Below are 17,900 nucleotides of genomic sequence, written 5' to 3' on the forward strand. Positions count from 1 at the left end.
CATTCCGGGCAATTGAACATTGCCTGACGACGCTGTGATGAGTAAATACCATATTCATACAAAGAATAAGGTTATTGAACCAAAAACAGGTGTCGTTATGAATCGTTTTATTATGGCTAACAGCCAGCAATGTATTGGGTGCCATGCCTGCGAAGTTGCCTGCGTAATGGCGCATAATGATGAGCACCATGTCCTGAGCGAGCGCCATTTCCATCCCCGTATTACGGTCCTTAACTCTGGCGCGCAGAACAGCCCCGTCACCTGTCACCACTGTGAAAATGCCCCGTGTGCACTCAGTTGCCCGAACGGCGCCATCAGCAAACGCGATGACAGCGTACAGGTGAATCAACAAAAATGCATCGGTTGTAAAGCCTGCGTGGTTGCCTGTCCCTTCGGCACGATGGAGATTATCGTTACGCCACTCGACAACGGCAGTGCAAAAGCCTCGGCGTATAAATGCGATCTCTGCCTGACCCGCCCGCAGGGCCCGGCCTGTATCGAAAATTGCCCGGCAGATGTGCTGACGCTGGCGACGCCAGACGTGCTGGATAACCTGGCAAAATCGCGCCGTCAGCGTACCGCCAGGCTGGAGGCGCAGCCCTGGCACAGTGAGGCAGTCAGCGAGGAGACGGCACCCACCAAACTGCAGCAGATGCACAACACACCACCACGCGGCGAGCCCGACAAACTGGCTGCCGAAGAGCGGGTTGGCCATTTCAATGAAATATACCTGCCGTTTCGGACCGAACAGGCCAGACGCGAGGCATCGCGCTGCCTGAAATGCGGGGAGCACAGCATATGTGAATGGACCTGCCCGCTGCACAACCACATTCCGCAGTGGATTGAACGGATTAACGCCGGTGACATCCTCGGCGCGGTCGAACTTTCTCATCAGACCAACTGTTTACCTGAAATTACCGGCCGGGTCTGCCCGCAGGACAGGTTATGTGAAGGTGCCTGCACCGTGCGCGATGCGTCAGGGTCGGTGACCATTGGCAACCTCGAGCGCTACATCTCTGACCAGGCGCTGGCGTTGGGCTGGCGACCGGATATGTCTGGCGTTTCTTCGGTGGGAAAACGCGTCGCGATTATCGGCGCGGGGCCTGCCGGACTGGCATGCGCGGATGTGCTGGTGCGCAGCGGAGTGAGCGTGACGGTCTATGACAGGCATCCCGAAATCGGCGGCTTGCTGACCTTCGGCATTCCGGCCTTTAAGCTGGATAAATCCCTGCTCGCACGACGCAGAGAGATTTTTACTGCGATGGGGGTTCACTTCGAGCTGAACTGCGACGTGGGCAGCGATGTGTCGTTGTCTCAGTTGCAAACAGATTACGACGCCCTGTTCATTGGCGTGGGAACCTATCGTTCGATGAAAGCAGGCATCCCCCATGAAGATGCGCCGGGCGTCTACGATGCGCTGCCGTTCCTGGTGGGGAACACGCGCCACGTCATGGGGCTGGACGCGACGGCCAACGAACCGTTTATCGACACCCGTGGGCTTAACGTGGTGGTGCTGGGCGGGGGCGATACCGCAATGGACTGCGTGCGCACCGCGTTACGTCACGGCGCGGCAAAAGTCACCTGCGCCTATCGCCGGGATGAAGCCAATATGCCGGGCTCGAAAAAAGAGGTGAAGAATGCGAAAGAAGAGGGAGCCGCATTTGAATTTAACGTCCAGCCCGTTGAATTGACCCTTGCTGCTGACGGCAAGGTTAACGGCATCCGGATGCTGCGCACCCGGATGGGAGAGCCGGATGCGCAGGGGCGTCGTCGACCCGTCCCGGTGGAGGGCAGCGAGTTTGTCATGCCGGCCGATGCGGTGATTATGGCTTTTGGTTTTAACCCACATGCCATGCCCTGGCTGGAGAGTCAGGGCGTCAACACCGATGACTGGGGGCGAATCATTGCCTCGGTGGAAAGTCGCTATCGTTACCAGACGTCTAACCCGCAAATTTTCGCCGGCGGTGATGCGGTGCGCGGTGCTGATCTGGTGGTGACGGCGATGGCGGAAGGACGTCATGCGGCGCGGGGGATCCTCGACTGGCTTGAGGTCAGTGTGCCGAAAACGCACTAAACCAGGCGGGCGACAAAGCGGGTTTCACGGCGTACTATAGGAAGACTCATTGTGTCGTGGAGCCCGTATGACCCTGAAAATTGACGTTATCAAAGACAAAATCCTTTCTGAAAACTACTTTGTCCTGCGTAACATCACTTACGATTTAACCCGTAATAACGGTGAAGTGATCCGCCATAAACGCGAGGTCTATGACCGCGGCAATGGCGCCACCATTTTGCTCTATAACCGTGAAAAGCAGAGTGTGGTGCTGATCCGTCAGTTCAGGGTAGCAACATGGGTCAATGGCAACCCTGACGGAAGGTTGATTGAAACCTGTGCGGGCCTGCTTGATGACGACGAGCCGGAAGTGTGCATCCGCAAAGAGGCCGTCGAAGAGACTGGCTTTGAAGTGGGAGAGGTCAAAAAAGTCTTCGAGCTGTTTATGTCTCCTGGCGGCGTGACGGAAATCGTCCACTTCTTCATCGCGGAATACAGCGATGCGCAGCGTACTCACCGCGGCGGTGGCGTGGAAGATGAAGATATTGAAGTGCTGGAGTTGCCGTTTTCCCGGGCGCTGGAGATGATGCATGCCGGGGAAATCAGGGATGGTAAAGCTGTGATATTACTACAGTATCTTCAAACGACCGGGCTGATGAACGCCTCTTTCGAACGGTAATAGATTGTATTTCGGATAAATCTATCCGATAAATCCGATTGAGCAACCCGGGCGGGAACACGAAGATACAGCCCAGTTAAGCGTTTTCGTTCCGGGATTGTGCCATTCATGCGCTATTGCGTCTCTCTTCTCTGCCTGTTTTGCGTGCTCACCTCCTCGCAGGTGTGGGCTGCGCCTGCCCAGCAATTGTTTTCTGACTGGCAGGTGACCTGCAATAACCAGAATTTTTGCCTCGCACGCAATACCGGTGAACACCGGGGGCTAGTCATGACGCTCAGCCGCAGTGCCGGCGCGAAAACCGACGCTACGCTGCGTATCGATCTCGGCGGCCTTGCTGACCCTGCCGTGAAAGAAGCGGATATTGCGCCACGGTTGTTGCTGGATAAGGTTCCTCTCAAGCTGGATCGGCAGCACTGGCAGTTAACCCCGTGGCATCTGAAAAGTGATGATGCCGCCACCATCACGGCGTTTCTGAAAAATATCCAGGAAGGAAAAGCCCTGACCTTGCGCGGCGGTGACCAGGTTATCTCTCTGAACGGCCTGAAAGCCGCGCTGTTGTTTATTGACGCGCAGCAGAAACGTGTCGGGAGTGAAACGGCCTGGATTAAAAAAGGTGACGATCCGCCGTTAAGCGTGCCGCCTGCACCCGCCTTAAAAAAGGTGGCGGTAGTCAATCCGACGCCGACGCCGCTCTCCCACGCCGAATTGAACGACCTGCTGGATTATGGCACCTGGCGGATGAACAACAGCCAGTGCTCGCTCGATCCTAACCGCCGTGAAGTGCGCGTCACCGCGTTAACCGATGAGAAAGCATTGCTGATTATTAGCTGTGAGGCGGGGGCGTATAACACGGTCGATCTGGCCTGGCTGGTATCGCGCAAAAAGCCGTTTTCTTCCCGCAGCGTAAGGCTGCGTCTGCCTTTCACCCCTGCGGACGATAGCAGTGAAATCGAATTGATGAATGCCCGCTTTGATGAGAAAACGCGCGAGCTGACTACGCTCGCGCTGGGTCGCGGTATTGGCGATTGTGGGGTCCAGACGCGCTGGCGTTTTGACGGCCAGCGTTTCCGCCTGGTGCGTTATGCAGAAGAGCCCAGCTGCGATAACTGGAATGGGCCAGATGCCTGGCCCACGTTGTGGATCACGCGCTAAATTACGCTCAGCGCCTTCTCAACCACATTCTCAACGGTAAAGCCAAAATACGGGAACAGCTTGTCGGCAGGCGCCGACTCGCCGTACCCACGCATCCCGACGATGGCACCCTTCAGCCCGACATATTTGTACCAGTAGTCGGCGATACCCGCCTCGACGGCCACACGGGCTGCGACGTTAGAGGGCAGGACCGATTCACGGTAGGCCTCATCCTGAGCATCAAAAATGTCGGTGGACGGCAGGGATACCACGCGTACCGCATGACCTTCGGCGGTCAGTTTTTCCGCGGCCTTCACGGTAATTTCCACCTCAGAACCGGTAGCAATCAGGATGACATCCGGTTTGCCGCCGCTGTCTTTCAGGATGTACCCACCGCGGGCGATATTTTTTACCTGCTCCGGCGTGCGTTCAATCTGGGCCAGGTTTTGCCGCGACAGAATTAATGCCGTTGGCCCCGTGTGGCGCTCAACCGCCAGCTTCCAGCCAACCGCCGCTTCGACCTGATCGCACGGACGCCAGGTGCTGAAGTTAGGCGTTAAACGCAGGCTCGCCAGCTGCTCAACGGCCTGGTGCGTGGGACCGTCTTCACCCAGACCAATCGAATCGTGGGTGTAGACCATGATCTGCCGCGCTTTCATTAATGCCGCCATACGCGCCGCGTTACGGGCATACTCAACGAACATCAGGAAGGTAGCAGTGTAGGGCACAAACCCGCCGTGATGGGCGATGCCGTTGGCAATGGCGGTCATCCCGAACTCACGCACCCCGTAGTGGATATAGTTCCCGGCAATATCCTCTTTCAGCGATTTTGAGCCAGACCAGATGGTCAGGTTACTTGGAGCCAGATCCGCGGAGCCGCCCAGCAGTTCAGGCAGGAGGGGGCCGATGGCGTTCAGGGTGTTTTGCGAGGCCTTACGGGTGGCAATTTTTGCCGGGTTAGACTGCAGATTTTCAATCAGCGCCTGGGTTTTCGCATCCCAGTCCTCCGGCAGGCCACCGCTCATGCGGCGCGAGAATTCAGCGGCCAGTTCCGGGTGGGCTTTTTGATAGGCGGCAAATTTTTCATTCCACGCGTGCTGGGCTTTTTCACCCTCTTCGCGGGCGTCCCACTCGCGGTAGATCTCTTTCGGGATCTCAAACGGCGGGTATTTCCAGCCCAGCTTCTGCCGGGTCAGCGCCACTTCTTCTTCACCCAGCGCCGCACCGTGGGCTTCCTCTTTACCCGCTTTGTTCGGTGAGCCGAAACCGATGGTGGTGCGACAGATGATCAGGGACGGTTTGTCCTTCACGCTTTGCGCTTCCTGAATCGCTTTTTTCACCGCTTCTGGGTCGTGGCCGTCAATTTCATGCACTACGTGCCAGTGGTAGGCCTCAAACCGTTTTGCCGTGTCGTCGGTAAACCAGCCTTTGGTCTCCCCGTCGATGGAGATACCGTTGTGATCGTAAAATCCGATCAGCTTGCCCAGCCCCAGCGTGCCCGCCAGCGAACAGACTTCGTGAGAAATCCCCTCCATCAGACAGCCGTCACCCATAAACACATAAGTGTAGTGATCGACAATCTCGTGGTCTGGCTGGTTAAACTGCGCCGCCAGCGTGCGTTCGGCAATCGCCAGCCCGACCGCGTTGGCTAACCCCTGGCCGAGCGGCCCGGTGGTGGTCTCCACACCCGGCGTATAGCCTATCTCCGGGTGGCCCGGCGTTTTTGAGTGCAGCTGGCGGAAGTTTTTTAACTCGGATAGCGGCAGGTCGTAGCCGGAAAGGTGCAGCAGGCTGTAGAGCAGCATGGAGGCGTGGCCGTTAGAGAGAATAAAACGGTCGCGATCGTACCAGCTGGGGTCGTTCGGGTTGTGCTTCAGGAAATCATTCCACAGCACTTCGGCAATGTCAGCCATGCCCATGGGGGCGCCAGGGTGGCCGGAATTGGCCTTCTGCACGGCATCCATGCTGAGGGCGCGAATGGCATTGGCTAGCTCTTTACGGGACATAATTCACTCCGTGGCAAGGTTAAAGTTTGGCGGCAAGAAGATCTTCAAGTTTGCGCTGGTCGACGGCGAACAGGCGGATGCCTTCCGCCAGTTTTTCGACGGCCATTGCGTCCTGATTGTGCTCCCAGCGGAATTCCGCTTCGGTCATGGCTTTAGGTTTGGGGAGGACGGTTGATGTGGGCACCAGTTTGCGGATAACCGTCTCCTCTTTGTCCTGCAGCTCTTTAAGCAGGTTAGGGGAGATGGTCAGGCGGTCACAGCCTGCCAGGGCGAGGATCTGCTCGGTACGGCGGAAGCTGGCACCCATCACGATGGTTTCGTAGCGGTGCTGTTTGTAATAGTCGTAGATATTACGTACCGATTTCACGCCCGGGTCCTCATCCACCACGTACGGATCCATCGGCTGTTTAGCCTGATACCAGTCATAGATTCGCCCGACGAACGGAGACACCAGGAAGACGCCGGCTTCGGCACAGGCGCGCGCCTGCGCAAAGGAGAACAGCAACGTCAGGTTGCAATGGATCCCCTCTTTTTCCAGAACTTCCGCCGCGCGGATCCCTTCCCAGGTTGAGGCCAGCTTAATCAGAATGCGCGATTTATCGATGCCCTGCTCCTGGTAGAGCTCAACCAGGCGGCGGGCTTTCGTGATGCTCTTCTCCTGGTCGAAGGAGAGGCGGGCGTCCACTTCGGTAGAGACGCGTCCCGGGATGCTTTTCAGAATTTCCGCACCGAAATTAACGGCCAGCTTGTCGCTCGCTTCGGCGACCTGCTGCTCCTGTGTTTTACCGCGCTGTTTACCGTAGTCGATAGCGTCATCAATCAGATGACTAAAATGAGCAAGACCGGCCGCTTTGAGCAGCAGCGAAGGGTTAGTGGTCGCATCTTCGGGCTGATAGTGGCGAATCGACTCGATATCACCGCTGTCGGCGACCACGGTAGTGAATTGTTTGATGCCGTCTAGTTGGTTCATAAATAATTACTCCTTGGAAATAAAAGAGTTACTCGAGTGCGTTAGTTCACACTTCTGCGAAAATCATGATGGACTTAACAAAAAAGCATAGCAGACGGGGGAGGCATTGCTTTCTGAGACGGGTAACATGGTTGTTATAAATTGATAACAATTTTTATTCTGCAATGGTGAGAGTTTGGCAGCCTTCAAAGTTTATGTGGCTGCCTGCGGCGATACTAGGCGGCACACCAGGGTGTGCTTCAGGATCGCAAACGTCACCCTTTTGACCGATACGTGAAAGGAAAAATAAGATGGATGATCAGTTAAAACAGAGTGCTCTCGATTTCCACGAGTTCCCTGTCCCAGGTAAAATTCAGGTCTCCCCGACAAAACCGCTGGCGACTCAGCGCGATCTGGCGCTGGCCTACTCACCCGGCGTCGCGGCGCCGTGCCTCGAAATCGAAAAAGATCCGCTGGCAGCCTATAAATACACCGCGCGTGGCAACCTGGTCGCCGTAATCTCTAACGGGACGGCGGTGCTGGGATTAGGCAATATTGGTGCGCTGGCCGGTAAGCCCGTGATGGAAGGCAAGGGCGTTCTGTTCAAGAAATTTGCCGGTATTGACGTGTTCGATATCGAAGTGGATGAGCTCGATCCTGATAAATTCATCAATGTGGTTGCCGCGCTGGAACCGACCTTCGGTGGGATCAACCTCGAAGACATCAAAGCGCCGGAATGTTTCTATATCGAGCAGAAACTGCGCGAGCGTATGAACATTCCCGTATTCCATGATGACCAGCACGGTACCGCGATTATCAGCACCGCGGCCATTCTGAACGGTCTGCGTGTGGTTGAGAAAAATCTCTCTGACGTGCGTATGGTGGTCTCCGGCGCAGGCGCGGCGGCAATCGCCTGTATGAACCTGCTGGTGGCGCTGGGCATGCAGAAGCACAACATTGTGGTCTGCGACTCCAAAGGCGTTATCTACAAGGACCGTGAGCCGAACATGGCGGAAACCAAAGCGGCCTACGCGGTAGAAGACGACGGTAAACGCACGCTGGAGGACGTGATTGACGGCGCGGATATCTTCCTTGGCTGTTCAGGCCCGAAAGTGCTGACCCAGGAGATGGTGAAGAAAATGGCGCGTGCGCCAATGATTCTGGCGCTGGCAAACCCGGAACCGGAAATTCTGCCGCCGCTGGCAAAAGCCGTGCGTGAAGATGCCATTATCTGTACCGGTCGTTCCGATTACCCGAACCAGGTGAACAACGTTCTCTGCTTCCCGTTCATCTTCCGCGGGGCGCTGGACGTGGGCGCTACGGCGATCAACGAAGAGATGAAGCTCGCGGCCGTTCATGCCATTGCGGAACTGGCGCATGCCGAGCAGAGCGAAGTGGTCGCCTCGGCGTATGGTGACCAGGATCTGAGCTTTGGCCCGGACTACATCATTCCAAAACCATTCGACCCGCGTCTGATTGTCAAAATCGCCCCGGCGGTTGCTAAGGCGGCAATGGACTCCGGCGTGGCGACGCGCCCCATCAAAGATTTCGATGCTTACGTCGATAAGCTCACCGAGTTTGTCTACAAAACCAACCTGTTTATGAAGCCCATTTTCTCCCAGGCGCGTGCCGACGCGAAACGCGTGGTGCTGGCAGAAGGGGAAGAGGCGCGTGTTCTGCATGCCACGCAGGAGCTGATCACCTTAGGTCTGGCGAAGCCAATCCTGATCGGTCGTCCGAGCGTTATCGAGATGCGTATTCAAAAGCTGGGGCTGCAGATCAAAGCGGGTGTGGATTTTGAGATCGTTAATAACGAATCCGATCCGCGCTTTAAAGAGTACTGGAACGAATACTACGCGATCATGAAACGTCGCGGGATCACCCAGGAGCAGGCGCAAAAGGCCGTGATCAGCAACACCACGGTGATCGGGGCGATCATGGTCCACCGCGGTGAAGCGGATGCGTTGATCTGCGGCACGATCGGTGATTACCACGAGCACTTCAGCGTGGTGCAGGAGATCTTCGGCTATCGCGAAGGGGTCCACACCGCCGGGGCGATGAACGCGCTGCTGCTACCAAGCGGCAACACCTTTATTGCCGACACCTACGTCAACGACGATCCGAGCCCGGAAGAGCTGGCGGAGATCACCGTGATGGCGGCAGAAACCGTGCGTCGCTTTGGGATTGAACCGAAGGTAGCGCTGCTGTCGCACTCCAACTTCGGTTCGTCGAAATCAGCGGCGGCGTGCAAAATGCGCCAGACGCTGGAGCTGGTTCGCCAGCGTGCGCCGGAACTGATGATTGACGGCGAGATGCACGGTGATGCTGCGCTGGTGGAGAGCATTCGTAACGAACGCATGCCGGACAGCCCGCTGAAAGGTTCTGCAAACGTGTTGATTATGCCGAACGTGGAAGCGGCCCGCATCAGTTACAACCTGCTGCGTGTCTCCAGCTCTGAAGGGGTCACCGTAGGACCGGTACTGATGGGCGTGGCGAAGCCAGTGCACGTGTTGACGCCGATTGCTTCGGTGCGTCGTATCGTGAATATGGTGGCACTGGCGGTGGTTGAAGCGCAGACGCAGCCGCTGTAAGCGCTGCGCCTGCCGGTATTACACCCAGTCCCGAATCGTAATAAAGTCTTTCAGGGCAGCCTCCGGGCTGCCTTCTTTTGGTTCGTAGCTGTACTCCCAGCGAACCAGCGGCGGCATCGACATCAAAATGGACTCCGTGCGCCCGCCGGTCTGCAGGCCAAACAGCGTACCGCGATCCCATACCAGGTTGAACTCTACGTAGCGCCCACGGCGGTAAAGCTGGAACTCGCGCTCGCGCACGCCGTAGTCGGTATCTTTACGCCGCGCCACGATCGGCAGATAGGCCCCGGTATACCCTTCACCTACCGCCCGCATAAAGCTGAATGCGGTATCAAAATCTGGCGTGTTGAGATCGTCAAAGAACAGCCCGCCAATGCCGCGCTGCTCATCGCGGTGCTTCAGATAAAAATAGTCATCGCACCATTTTTTAAATTTCGGGTAGATGTCGTCCCCAAACGGCTGACAGAGATCGCGTGCGGTGGTGTGCCAGTGCACGGCATCTTCTTCAAACCCGTAGTAGGGCGTTAAGTCAAAACCGCCGCCAAACCACCAGACCGGATCGGCCCCGGGTTTTTCAGCAATGAAAAAGCGCACGTTGGCATGGCTGGTCGGCACATACGGGTTGTGCGGATGAACCACCAGCGATACGCCCATTGCTTCGAAGCTGCGGCCTGCCAGTTCTGGTCGATGGGCCGTGGCGGAAGCGGGCATCGCGTCTCCGTGGACGTGGGAAAAATTGACGCCAGCCTGCTCAAAGATGCCGCCGTTACGCAGCACGCGGCTGCGTCCGCCGCCACCGGCTTCGCGCTGCCAGCTATCTTCCTGAAATTCACCGCCATCTGCGGCGGCCAGTTTCTGGCAAATCTCATCCTGCAGCTGCAGCAGGAATGTTTTTACCAGCTGTGCATTGGGTTTCATCAACGTTTCCTGGAGTGCGCTTTCTGGTTATCGAACCAGTTGAAGTAACTGATTATGCCTGAGGCGATGGCGTTGGCGATCTTCTGGCGAAACGCGGTGGTGCCGAGCAGGCGTTCCTCCTCCGGGTTGGTGATGAACGACGTCTCCACCAGCACGGACGGAATTGACGGCGACTTAAGCACCACGAACGCCGCCTGTTCGGTGCTCCTGCTGTGCAGGCGATGCACCGGTTTAATCTTCTTCAGAATATGCGAGCCGAGCGTCAGGCTGTTTTTAATGGTGTCCGTCTGAACGAGGTCAAACAGCACCTGCTGTAAGAGATGATCTTTGTCGGTGGCTTTTTTCCCCGCAACCTCATCCGCCCGGTTTTCACGATCGGAGAGATATTTCGCCATGGCGCTACTCGCCCCACGGTTGGAGAGGGCGAACACCGAAGCCCCCGCCGCCGACGGGTTGGTAAAACCGTCCGCGTGAATCGACATAAACAGATCGGCACCGTGCTGGTGGGCGATCTCTACGCGGTCGTACAGCGGAATAAACGTGTCGCCAGAACGCGTCAGGCGGGCGTCAATGCCATTGCTGCGTAAAATTGCGCGCACATTTTTTGCAATCGCTAACACGACATGCTTTTCTTTCGCACCGTTTTTACCAATAGCGCCGGTGTCAATTCCGCCGTGACCGGGGTCCAGCATGACCAGACGCTTCGCGCCCGGCTTTTTCGATTTCGGTTTACTGTGTCCGTTACTGGTTTTGAGCGTGCTCTCTTCTTTTGCCTGAGCCTGCTGTGCGATGCCCGTTAACGTTAAGGCCGCCAGCCCCGCTTTGAGAACCTGACGACGCGATGTGAGTGCTTTTAATGGTTTGAATGTGCTCATGCGGCCTGAATTGTAAAAATTGGGGTCCTGGTGTTATATCGTATCGTGATTAGCGTTACGACAGTCCTTATTGAGAATTGTTTTACTTTTCATTTCAATACGTGACAAAGTGACATTATGCCAAATTTTGGCGAGTTTTTCCCCGGTTATTGGCTAAACGCGATGTTCACGCCATAATCACTGTTTTTAAACCCGAAAAGGCGGTTAATACCATGGAGATACGCGTTTTTCGCCAGGAAGATTTCGAAGAGGTGATCACCCTTTGGGAGCGCTGCGATCTGCTGCGTCCGTGGAACGATCCGGAAATGGATATTGAACGTAAGCTGAATCACGACGTCAGTCTGTTTCTGGTTGCAGAAGTCAACGGCGAGGTGGTGGGAACAGTGATGGGCGGGTACGACGGCCATCGCGGCTCGGCCTATTATCTGGGCGTGCACCCGGAATTTCGTGCGCGCGGCATCGCCAATGCGCTGCTCAATCGGCTGGAAAAGAAACTCATTGCCCGCGGCTGCCCGAAGATTCAGATCATGGTGCGGGAAGATAACGACGTAGTGCTGGGCATGTATGAACGTCTGGGTTATGAACACGCGGACGTACTGAGCTTAGGTAAGCGCCTGATAGAAGATGAAGAGTACTGAGATCCATCCGGCAGATTATGATGCGCAAGGGCGTGTCAGGCTGCCCTTTTTGTTCTGGTGCGTTTTGCTGCTGCAGGCCCGTACCTGGGTGCTGTTTGTGATGGCCGCCGCGTCGCGCGGGCAGGGCGATACCCTTCTGACGCTCTTCTATCCCGATCACGATGCCTTCTGGCTCGGCTTGCTGCCGGGCGTGCCGGCGGTGGTGGCGTTTTTATGCAGCGGGCGACGGCATACGATCCCGCGCCTGTGGGGTGCGCTTCGTTGGCTGCTGATCCTCGCTCAGCTTGCGCTGCTCGTCTGGCAACCGGTGCTCTGGTGGGGCGGTGAACCGCTTACGGGGAGCGGTATTGCGCTGCTCGTGGCGGATATCGTGGCGCTGCTGTGGCTGCTGACGAATCCCCGCCTTCGCGCCTGTTTTACGCATCAGGAAGATTAACCTGGCACTTTTTGCCGATACCGCACTCCAACAAGCGTTGATTTAACACGTAAGGACGTTTCAATGAAATCGCTGCGTTTATTTTTATGCGCTCTCCCGCTGGCGTTAACCGGCTGTTCAACGCTCTCATCAATTAACTGGTCTGCGGCCTATCCGTGGAACTGGTTTGGCTCTTCAACGGAAGTGACCGAGCAGGGCGTGGGGAAAATTACCGCCGCGACGGCGCTGGATCAGGACGCCCTTCAGGATGCACTGGGTGACGGTTATCGCCTGCGCAGCGGCATGAAAACAGAAAACGGCAATATCGTGCGTTATTTCGAAGCGCTGAAGGGTGACACGCTGGCGCTGGTGATTAACGGTGATAAAGGCACGGTAAACCGTATTGCTGTGATGGACGACGGCATTCCAACCGAAAGCGGTGTGAAAGTGGGAACCCCGTTTAGCGAACTCTATAAACAGGCCTTCGGCAACTGCACCAGCGCCCCGTCTGACGACGGCGTGGCGGTGGAATGTAAAGCGCAGGGCAGCCAGCACATCAGCTATCTCTTCACCGGTACCTGGAGTGGTCCGGAAGGTTTAATGCCGTCTGACGACACGCTGAAAAGCTGGAAAGTGAGCAAAATTATCTGGAAGCAGTAATTTGCGCCTGAACAAACCGTCTCGCTGAAATACGGGTATAATAGCCGCCATCAATGCCACGCTGACGTGGCATCTTTATTTCAGGAGGAGCGATGTCTCAGGTTCAGAGTGGCATTTTGCCAGAACATTGCCGCGCGGCGATTTGGATTGAAGCCAATGTTAAAGGGGATGTGGATGCCCTGCGTGCGGCCAGTAAAGCGTTCGTTGATAAGCTGGCCACCTTCCAGGCCAAATTCCCGGACGCCCACCTGGGCGCGGTCGTTGCCTTTGGTCATAACGTCTGGCGTCAACTGAGCGGTGGCGAAGGTGCCGAAGAGCTGAAGGATTTTATCCCTTACGGTAAAGGCCTGGCACCCGCAACGCAGTTCGACGTGCTGATCCACATTCTCTCGCTGCGTCATGATGTGAACTTCTCCGTTGCCCAGGTGGCGGTTGCGGCTTTTGGTGACAGCATTGACGTTCAGGAAGAGATCCACGGTTTCCGTTGGGTGGAAGAACGCGACCTGAGCGGCTTCGTTGACGGAACTGAAAACCCGGCGGGTGAAGAGACGCGTCGTGAAGTGGCGGTAATCAAAGACGGTGTCGACGCGGGCGGCAGCTATGTATTCGTCCAGCGCTGGGAGCACAACCTCAAGCAGCTGAACCGCATGAGCGTGCATGACCAGGAGATGATGATTGGCCGTACGAAAGAGGCCAACGAAGAGATCGACGGCGATGCCCGTCCTGTCACCTCTCACCTGAGCCGCGTTGACCTCAAGGAAGACGGGAAAGGTCTGAAGATTGTTCGCCAGAGCCTGCCATACGGCACAGCAAGCGGTACCCACGGTCTTTACTTCTGTGCGTACTGCGCGCGCCTGCATAACATCGAACAGCAGCTGCTGAGCATGTTTGGCGATACCGACGGCAAGCGTGACGCCATGCTGCGCTTCACCAAACCGGTGACCGGCGGCTACTACTTCGCCCCGTCCGTCGAGCGTCTGCTGGCGCTGTAAGTGCTTTCCACCCTCTCCCGCACGGTGAGGGCTGGGGTGCGGACCACGACGGGCTGCACCCTTATTCTCTTTTCTGCTTGTAAATCACCAAACGGTATATAAAACCGTTACTCCTTTCGTCCTCGTTATAAATATTATGACTATAAGATAGTCATCACATTTATAAGGGTGCGCAATGGCCGTTACTGTACTGAAAAAAGGATCGCTGGCACTGGCAGGTTTGCTGCTGGTGGCACAGGCGCAGGCTACTGAGCTGCTGAACAGTTCGTATGATGTTTCCCGCGAGCTGTTTGCCGCCCTTAACCCACCGTTTGAACAGCAGTGGGCGAAAGACAACAACGGCGACAAGCTGACCATTAAACAGTCACACGCAGGGTCGTCCAAGCAGGCGCTGGCCATTCTCCAGGGGCTGAAAGCGGATGTGGTGACCTATAACCAGGTCACTGACGTGCAGATCCTGCACGACAAAGGCAAGCTGATCGCCGCTGACTGGCAGAGTCGTTTGCCGAACAACAGCTCACCGTTCTACTCCACCATGGGTTTCCTGGTGCGTAAGGGCAACCCGAAAAATATCCACGACTGGAATGACCTGGTGCGTTCCGACGTGAAGCTGATTTTCCCGAATCCAAAAACCTCCGGTAACGCGCGCTATACCTATCTGGCAGCGTGGGGCGCGGCGGACAAAGCTGACGGTAACGATAAAGCGAAAACCGAGCAGTTCATGACCCAGTTCCTGAAAAACGTCGAGGTGTTTGATACCGGCGGTCGCGGCGCGACCACGACCTTTGCAGAGCGCGGCCTGGGCGATGTGCTGATCAGCTTTGAGTCGGAAGTGAATAATATCCGCAAACAGTACGAGGCGCAGGGTTTCGAGGTCGTTATCCCGAAAACCAATATCCTCGCCGAGTTCCCGGTAGCGTGGGTAGATAAAAACGTGCAGTCCAACGGCACAGAGAAAGCGGCAAAAGCTTACCTCAACTACCTGTACAGCCCACAGGCGCAGACGATCATTACCGATTACTACTACCGCGTGAATAACCCGGATGTGATGAACAAACTGAAGGATAAATTCCCGCAGACCGAGTTGTTCCGCGTGGAAGACCATTTCGGCTCCTGGCCTGATGTCATGAAAACGCATTTTGCCAGCGGCGGTGAGTTAGACAAATTGCTGGCGGCGGGGCGTAAGTAATGTTTGCAGTCTCTACCAGACGTGTGCTGCCGGGCTTTACCTTAAGCCTCGGGACCAGCCTGCTGTTCGTCTGCCTGATCTTATTGTTGCCGCTCAGCGCGCTGGTGATGCAGCTTGCGCAAATGAGCTGGGCGCAGTACTGGGAAGTGATAACCAACCCGCAGGTCGTCGCAGCCTATAAGGTGACGCTGCTGTCGGCGTTTGTGGCGTCCATTTTTAACGGGGCCTTTGGCCTGCTGATGGCGTGGATCTTAACCCGCTACCGTTTCCCGGGTCGTACGCTGCTCGACGCGTTAATGGACCTGCCGTTTGCGCTGCCGACGGCGGTGGCGGGGTTAACCCTTGCCTCGCTCTTTTCCGTGAACGGGTTTTACGGTGAGTGGCTGGCGAAGCTTGATATCAAAGTGACCTATACCTGGCTCGGTATCGCGGTCGCGATGGCCTTTACCAGCATTCCTTTTGTTGTACGCACCGTGCAGCCAGTGCTCGAAGAGTTAGGTCCTGAATACGAAGAAGCGGCGGAAACGCTGGGTGCCACGCGCTGGCAAAGCTTCCGCAAGGTCGTCCTGCCTGAGCTTTCTCCGGCGCTGCTGGCCGGTATCGCGCTGTCGTTTACCCGTAGCCTCGGTGAGTTCGGCGCGGTTATTTTCATTGCCGGGAACATTGCGTGGAAAACCGAAGTCACCTCGCTGATGATTTTTATCCGCTTGCAGGAGTTTGATTACCCGGCGGCGAGCGCGATTGCCTCGGTCATTCTTGCCGCATCGCTGCTGCTGCTCTACTCAATTAACACTCTGCAAAGTCGCTTTGGTCGACGCGTGGTAGGTCACTGATGGCGGAAGTTACTCAATTGAAGCGATACGATGCTCCCCGTATCAACTGGGGAAAATGGTTTCTGATTGGTACGGGCGTGCTGGTGTCCGCCTTCATTCTCGTCGTGCCGACGATTTATATTTTTGTTCAGGCGTTCAGCAAGGGGTTGATGCCCGCGCTGGAAAACCTGGCGAACCCGGATATGCTGCACGCCATCTGGCTGACCGTCCTGATTGCGCTTATCACAGTGCCGGTCAACCTGGTGTTCGGTACGCTGCTGGCCTGGCTGGTAACGCGCTTTAACTTCCCGGGACGTCAGCTGCTGCTGACCCTGCTGGATATCCCGTTTGCCGTGTCGCCGGTAGTGGCCGGTCTGGTTTATCTGCTCTTTTACGGCTCTAACGGCCCGCTGGGCGGCTGGCTGGATGAGCATAACCTGCAGGTCATGTTCGCCTGGCCGGGCATGGTGCTGGTCACGGTGTTTGTAACCTGTCCGTTTGTGGTGCGCGAACTGGTCCCGGTGATGTTAAGCCAGGGCAGCAACGAAGATGAAGCGGCAATTCTGCTGGGCGCATCCGGCTGGCAGATGTTCCGCCGCGTGACGCTGCCGAATATTCGCTGGGCGCTGCTCTACGGCGTCGTGCTGACCAATGCCCGCGCCATAGGCGAGTTCGGTGCAGTTTCGGTCGTCTCGGGATCCATCCGCGGCGAAACGCTGTCGTTACCGTTACAGATTGAATTACTGGAACAGGACTACAACACTGTCGGTTCCTTTACTGCCGCAGCGTTACTGACGCTGATGGCGATTTTGACCCTGTTTTTGAAGAGTGTGGTGCAGTGGCGTTTAGAGAATCAGGAAAAACGTCAGCACCAGGAGGGAAATCATGAGCATTGAGATTGCCAATATTAAGAAGTCTTTTGGTCGCACCCAGGTGCTGAATGATATCTCGCTGGATATCCCTTCCGGACAAATGGTGGCACTGCTCGGGCCGTCTGGCTCGGGTAAAACCACGCTGCTGCGCATTATCGCCGGGCTTGAGCATCAGACCAGCGGACATATTCGTTTTCACGGTACCGACGTAAGCCGTATGCACGCCCGCGACCGTAAAGTGGGCTTTGTATTCCAGCATTACGCGCTGTTCCGCCATATGACCGTGTTTGATAACATCGCTTTCGGTCTGACCGTGCTGCCTCGCCGCGAGCGCCCGGATGCGGCCACCATCAAAGCGAAAGTGACCAAACTGCTGGAGATGGTACAGCTTGCGCATCTGGCTGACCGCTTCCCGGCGCAGCTTTCCGGCGGCCAGAAGCAGCGCGTTGCGCTGGCGCGGGCCCTGGCCGTTGAGCCGCAAATTCTGCTGCTGGATGAGCCGTTTGGCGCGCTGGATGCGCAGGTGCGTAAAGAGTTACGCCGCTGGCTGCGTCAGCTGCATGAAGAGCTGAAGTTCACCAGCGTCTTCGTCACCCACGATCAGGAAGAGGCGATGGAAGTCGCGGACCGCGTGGTGGTGATGAGCCAGGGGAACATCGAGCAGGTTGATGAGCCAGAGCAGCTCTGGCGTGAACCGGCGACCCGATTTGTCCTCGAGTTTATGGGCGAAGTTAACCGGCTGCAGGGCACCATCCGCGGTGGGCAATTCCACGTGGGCGCACACCGCTGGCCGCTGGGATACACCTCCGCACATCAGGGGCCGGTCGATCTGTTCCTGCGTCCCTGGGAAGTGGACGTGAGCCGCCGGACGAGTCTGGATTCACCGCTGCCGGTGCAGGTGCTGGAAGCTAGCCCTAAAGGGCACTACACCCAATTGGTGGTACAGCCGCTGGGCTGGTATACCGAGCCGCTGACGGTGGTGATGCGTGATGACGAGCCGCCGTACCGGGGCGAACGCCTGTTTGTTGGGCTGCAGCATGCCCGTATTTATCATGGCAATGAGCGCATAGAGACGCGCGAGGATATTGCTCTGGCGGAGTCAGCCTGATAGGTTAATGAC

The 17,900-nt window shown here is 56.6% G+C and carries 16 protein-coding genes; 12 read left to right on the forward strand and 4 right to left on the reverse strand.

The window, feature by feature from the left end:
- Positions 1–97: 97 nt before the first annotated feature.
- The 3 genes from aegA to BJ887_RS02455 all read left to right on the forward strand — a co-directional run bounded on the left by aegA (position 98) and on the right by BJ887_RS02455 (position 3,884).
- On the forward strand, positions 98–2,074 hold the full coding sequence (aegA, locus tag BJ887_RS02445) for a formate-dependent uric acid utilization protein AegA (protein WP_121339173.1): 1,977 nt from the start codon (positions 98–100) through the stop codon (positions 2,072–2,074).
- Positions 2,075–2,141: 67 nt separating this feature from the next.
- A complete protein-coding gene (nudK, locus tag BJ887_RS02450; protein ID WP_020883075.1) occupies positions 2,142–2,732 on the forward strand; it encodes a GDP-mannose pyrophosphatase NudK in 591 nt (196 codons plus the stop codon).
- Positions 2,733–2,840: 108 nt separating this feature from the next.
- Positions 2,841–3,884 carry a DUF1176 domain-containing protein gene (locus BJ887_RS02455; RefSeq protein WP_020883076.1) on the forward strand — a complete coding sequence of 348 codons (1,044 nt, stop codon included), beginning with the start codon at positions 2,841–2,843 and terminating at the stop codon, positions 3,882–3,884.
- Here the strand turns inward: BJ887_RS02455 and tkt are convergent.
- Positions 3,881–5,869, reverse strand: coding sequence for a transketolase (tkt, locus tag BJ887_RS02460; protein ID WP_025203492.1), 1,989 nt, complete (start codon positions 5,867–5,869; stop codon positions 3,881–3,883). The two genes, BJ887_RS02455 and tkt, sit on opposite strands and share 4 nt — an antisense overlap.
- 19 nt (positions 5,870–5,888) lie before the next feature.
- Positions 5,889–6,839: a transaldolase gene (tal, locus tag BJ887_RS02465; RefSeq protein WP_014171101.1), complete on the reverse strand. Its 951-nt coding sequence runs from the start codon at positions 6,837–6,839 to the stop codon at positions 5,889–5,891.
- A 290-nt stretch (positions 6,840–7,129) separates the two neighbouring features.
- Between tal and maeB the strand changes: the two genes are divergently transcribed.
- The gene (maeB, locus tag BJ887_RS02470; protein ID WP_014171100.1) at positions 7,130–9,409 is read left to right on the forward strand and encodes an NADP-dependent oxaloacetate-decarboxylating malate dehydrogenase; all 2,280 of its coding nucleotides are present in this window, start codon (positions 7,130–7,132) and stop codon (positions 9,407–9,409) included.
- An 18-nt stretch (positions 9,410–9,427) separates the two neighbouring features.
- Here the strand turns inward: maeB and hemF are convergent, their stop codons facing one another.
- Together hemF and amiA are read right to left on the reverse strand one after the other, a co-directional pair.
- On the reverse strand, positions 9,428–10,327 hold the full coding sequence (gene hemF / locus BJ887_RS02475; protein ID WP_025203494.1) for an oxygen-dependent coproporphyrinogen oxidase: 900 nt from the start codon (positions 10,325–10,327) through the stop codon (positions 9,428–9,430).
- Positions 10,327–11,202 carry an N-acetylmuramoyl-L-alanine amidase AmiA gene (gene amiA / locus BJ887_RS02480; protein ID WP_014171098.1) on the reverse strand — a complete coding sequence of 292 codons (876 nt, stop codon included), beginning with the start codon at positions 11,200–11,202 and terminating at the stop codon, positions 10,327–10,329. Before amiA ends, hemF begins: the two co-directional genes overlap by 1 nt.
- 212 nt (positions 11,203–11,414) lie before the next feature.
- Here amiA and BJ887_RS02485 point away from each other — a divergent pair, with 212 nt between their 5' ends.
- From BJ887_RS02485 to cysA, 8 genes are all read left to right on the forward strand, one after another.
- Entirely contained in the window at positions 11,415–11,840 is a 426-nt protein-coding gene (locus BJ887_RS02485) for a GNAT family acetyltransferase (protein ID WP_020883079.1), read from the forward strand.
- Positions 11,827–12,276 (forward strand): DUF2919 domain-containing protein, encoded by a 450-nt coding sequence (locus tag BJ887_RS02490; RefSeq protein WP_079231805.1) that lies wholly within the window; start codon positions 11,827–11,829, stop codon positions 12,274–12,276. The genes BJ887_RS02485 and BJ887_RS02490 overlap by 14 nt, the downstream gene beginning before the upstream one ends.
- Positions 12,277–12,339: 63 nt before the next feature.
- Positions 12,340–12,915 carry an RpoE-regulated lipoprotein gene (locus BJ887_RS02495; protein ID WP_121339175.1) on the forward strand — a complete coding sequence of 192 codons (576 nt, stop codon included), beginning with the start codon at positions 12,340–12,342 and terminating at the stop codon, positions 12,913–12,915.
- Positions 12,916–13,007: 92 nt separating this feature from the next.
- On the forward strand, positions 13,008–13,907 hold the full coding sequence (locus BJ887_RS02500) for a Dyp-type peroxidase (RefSeq protein ID WP_121339177.1): 900 nt from the start codon (positions 13,008–13,010) through the stop codon (positions 13,905–13,907).
- A 175-nt stretch (positions 13,908–14,082) separates the two neighbouring features.
- Positions 14,083–15,096, forward strand: a complete 1,014-nt coding sequence (cysP, locus tag BJ887_RS02505; RefSeq protein WP_014171093.1) for a thiosulfate/sulfate ABC transporter substrate-binding protein CysP — start codon at positions 14,083–14,085, stop codon at positions 15,094–15,096.
- Entirely contained in the window at positions 15,096–15,929 is an 834-nt protein-coding gene (cysT, locus tag BJ887_RS02510; RefSeq protein WP_020883084.1) for a sulfate/thiosulfate ABC transporter permease CysT, read from the forward strand. The genes cysP and cysT overlap by 1 nt, the downstream gene beginning before the upstream one ends.
- A complete protein-coding gene (gene cysW / locus BJ887_RS02515; RefSeq protein ID WP_020883085.1) occupies positions 15,929–16,804 on the forward strand; it encodes a sulfate/thiosulfate ABC transporter permease CysW in 876 nt (291 codons plus the stop codon). The genes cysT and cysW overlap by 1 nt, the downstream gene beginning before the upstream one ends.
- On the forward strand, positions 16,794–17,888 hold the full coding sequence (gene cysA, locus BJ887_RS02520) for a sulfate/thiosulfate ABC transporter ATP-binding protein CysA (RefSeq protein ID WP_121339179.1): 1,095 nt from the start codon (positions 16,794–16,796) through the stop codon (positions 17,886–17,888). The genes cysW and cysA overlap by 11 nt, the downstream gene beginning before the upstream one ends.
- Positions 17,889–17,900 lie beyond the last annotated feature (12 nt).

Source organism: Enterobacter sp. WPR_3_1 (assembly GCF_003635055.1).
Lineage (GTDB): Bacteria > Pseudomonadota > Gammaproteobacteria > Enterobacterales > Enterobacteriaceae > Enterobacter > Enterobacter ludwigii.

Excerpts from the sequence above, each read along its gene's own strand:
- aegA (WP_121339173.1), top strand. The coding sequence starts at position 98 with ATGAATCGTTTTATTATGGCTAACAGCCAGCAATGTATTGGGTGCCAT.
- nudK (WP_020883075.1), top strand. The coding sequence starts at position 2,142 with ATGACCCTGAAAATTGACGTTATCAAAGACAAAATCCTTTCTGAAAAC.
- BJ887_RS02455 (WP_020883076.1), top strand. The coding sequence starts at position 2,841 with ATGCGCTATTGCGTCTCTCTTCTCTGCCTGTTTTGCGTGCTCACCTCC.
- tkt (WP_025203492.1), bottom strand. The coding sequence starts at position 5,869 with ATGTCCCGTAAAGAGCTAGCCAATGCCATTCGCGCCCTCAGCATGGAT.
- tal (WP_014171101.1), bottom strand. The coding sequence starts at position 6,839 with ATGAACCAACTAGACGGCATCAAACAATTCACTACCGTGGTCGCCGAC.
- maeB (WP_014171100.1), top strand. The coding sequence starts at position 7,130 with ATGGATGATCAGTTAAAACAGAGTGCTCTCGATTTCCACGAGTTCCCT.
- hemF (WP_025203494.1), bottom strand. The coding sequence starts at position 10,327 with ATGAAACCCAATGCACAGCTGGTAAAAACATTCCTGCTGCAGCTGCAG.
- amiA (WP_014171098.1), bottom strand. The coding sequence starts at position 11,202 with ATGAGCACATTCAAACCATTAAAAGCACTCACATCGCGTCGTCAGGTT.
- BJ887_RS02485 (WP_020883079.1), top strand. The coding sequence starts at position 11,415 with ATGGAGATACGCGTTTTTCGCCAGGAAGATTTCGAAGAGGTGATCACC.
- BJ887_RS02490 (WP_079231805.1), top strand. The coding sequence starts at position 11,827 with ATGAAGAGTACTGAGATCCATCCGGCAGATTATGATGCGCAAGGGCGT.
- BJ887_RS02495 (WP_121339175.1), top strand. The coding sequence starts at position 12,340 with ATGAAATCGCTGCGTTTATTTTTATGCGCTCTCCCGCTGGCGTTAACC.
- BJ887_RS02500 (WP_121339177.1), top strand. The coding sequence starts at position 13,008 with ATGTCTCAGGTTCAGAGTGGCATTTTGCCAGAACATTGCCGCGCGGCG.
- cysP (WP_014171093.1), top strand. The coding sequence starts at position 14,083 with ATGGCCGTTACTGTACTGAAAAAAGGATCGCTGGCACTGGCAGGTTTG.
- cysT (WP_020883084.1), top strand. The coding sequence starts at position 15,096 with ATGTTTGCAGTCTCTACCAGACGTGTGCTGCCGGGCTTTACCTTAAGC.
- cysW (WP_020883085.1), top strand. The coding sequence starts at position 15,929 with ATGGCGGAAGTTACTCAATTGAAGCGATACGATGCTCCCCGTATCAAC.
- cysA (WP_121339179.1), top strand. The coding sequence starts at position 16,794 with ATGAGCATTGAGATTGCCAATATTAAGAAGTCTTTTGGTCGCACCCAG.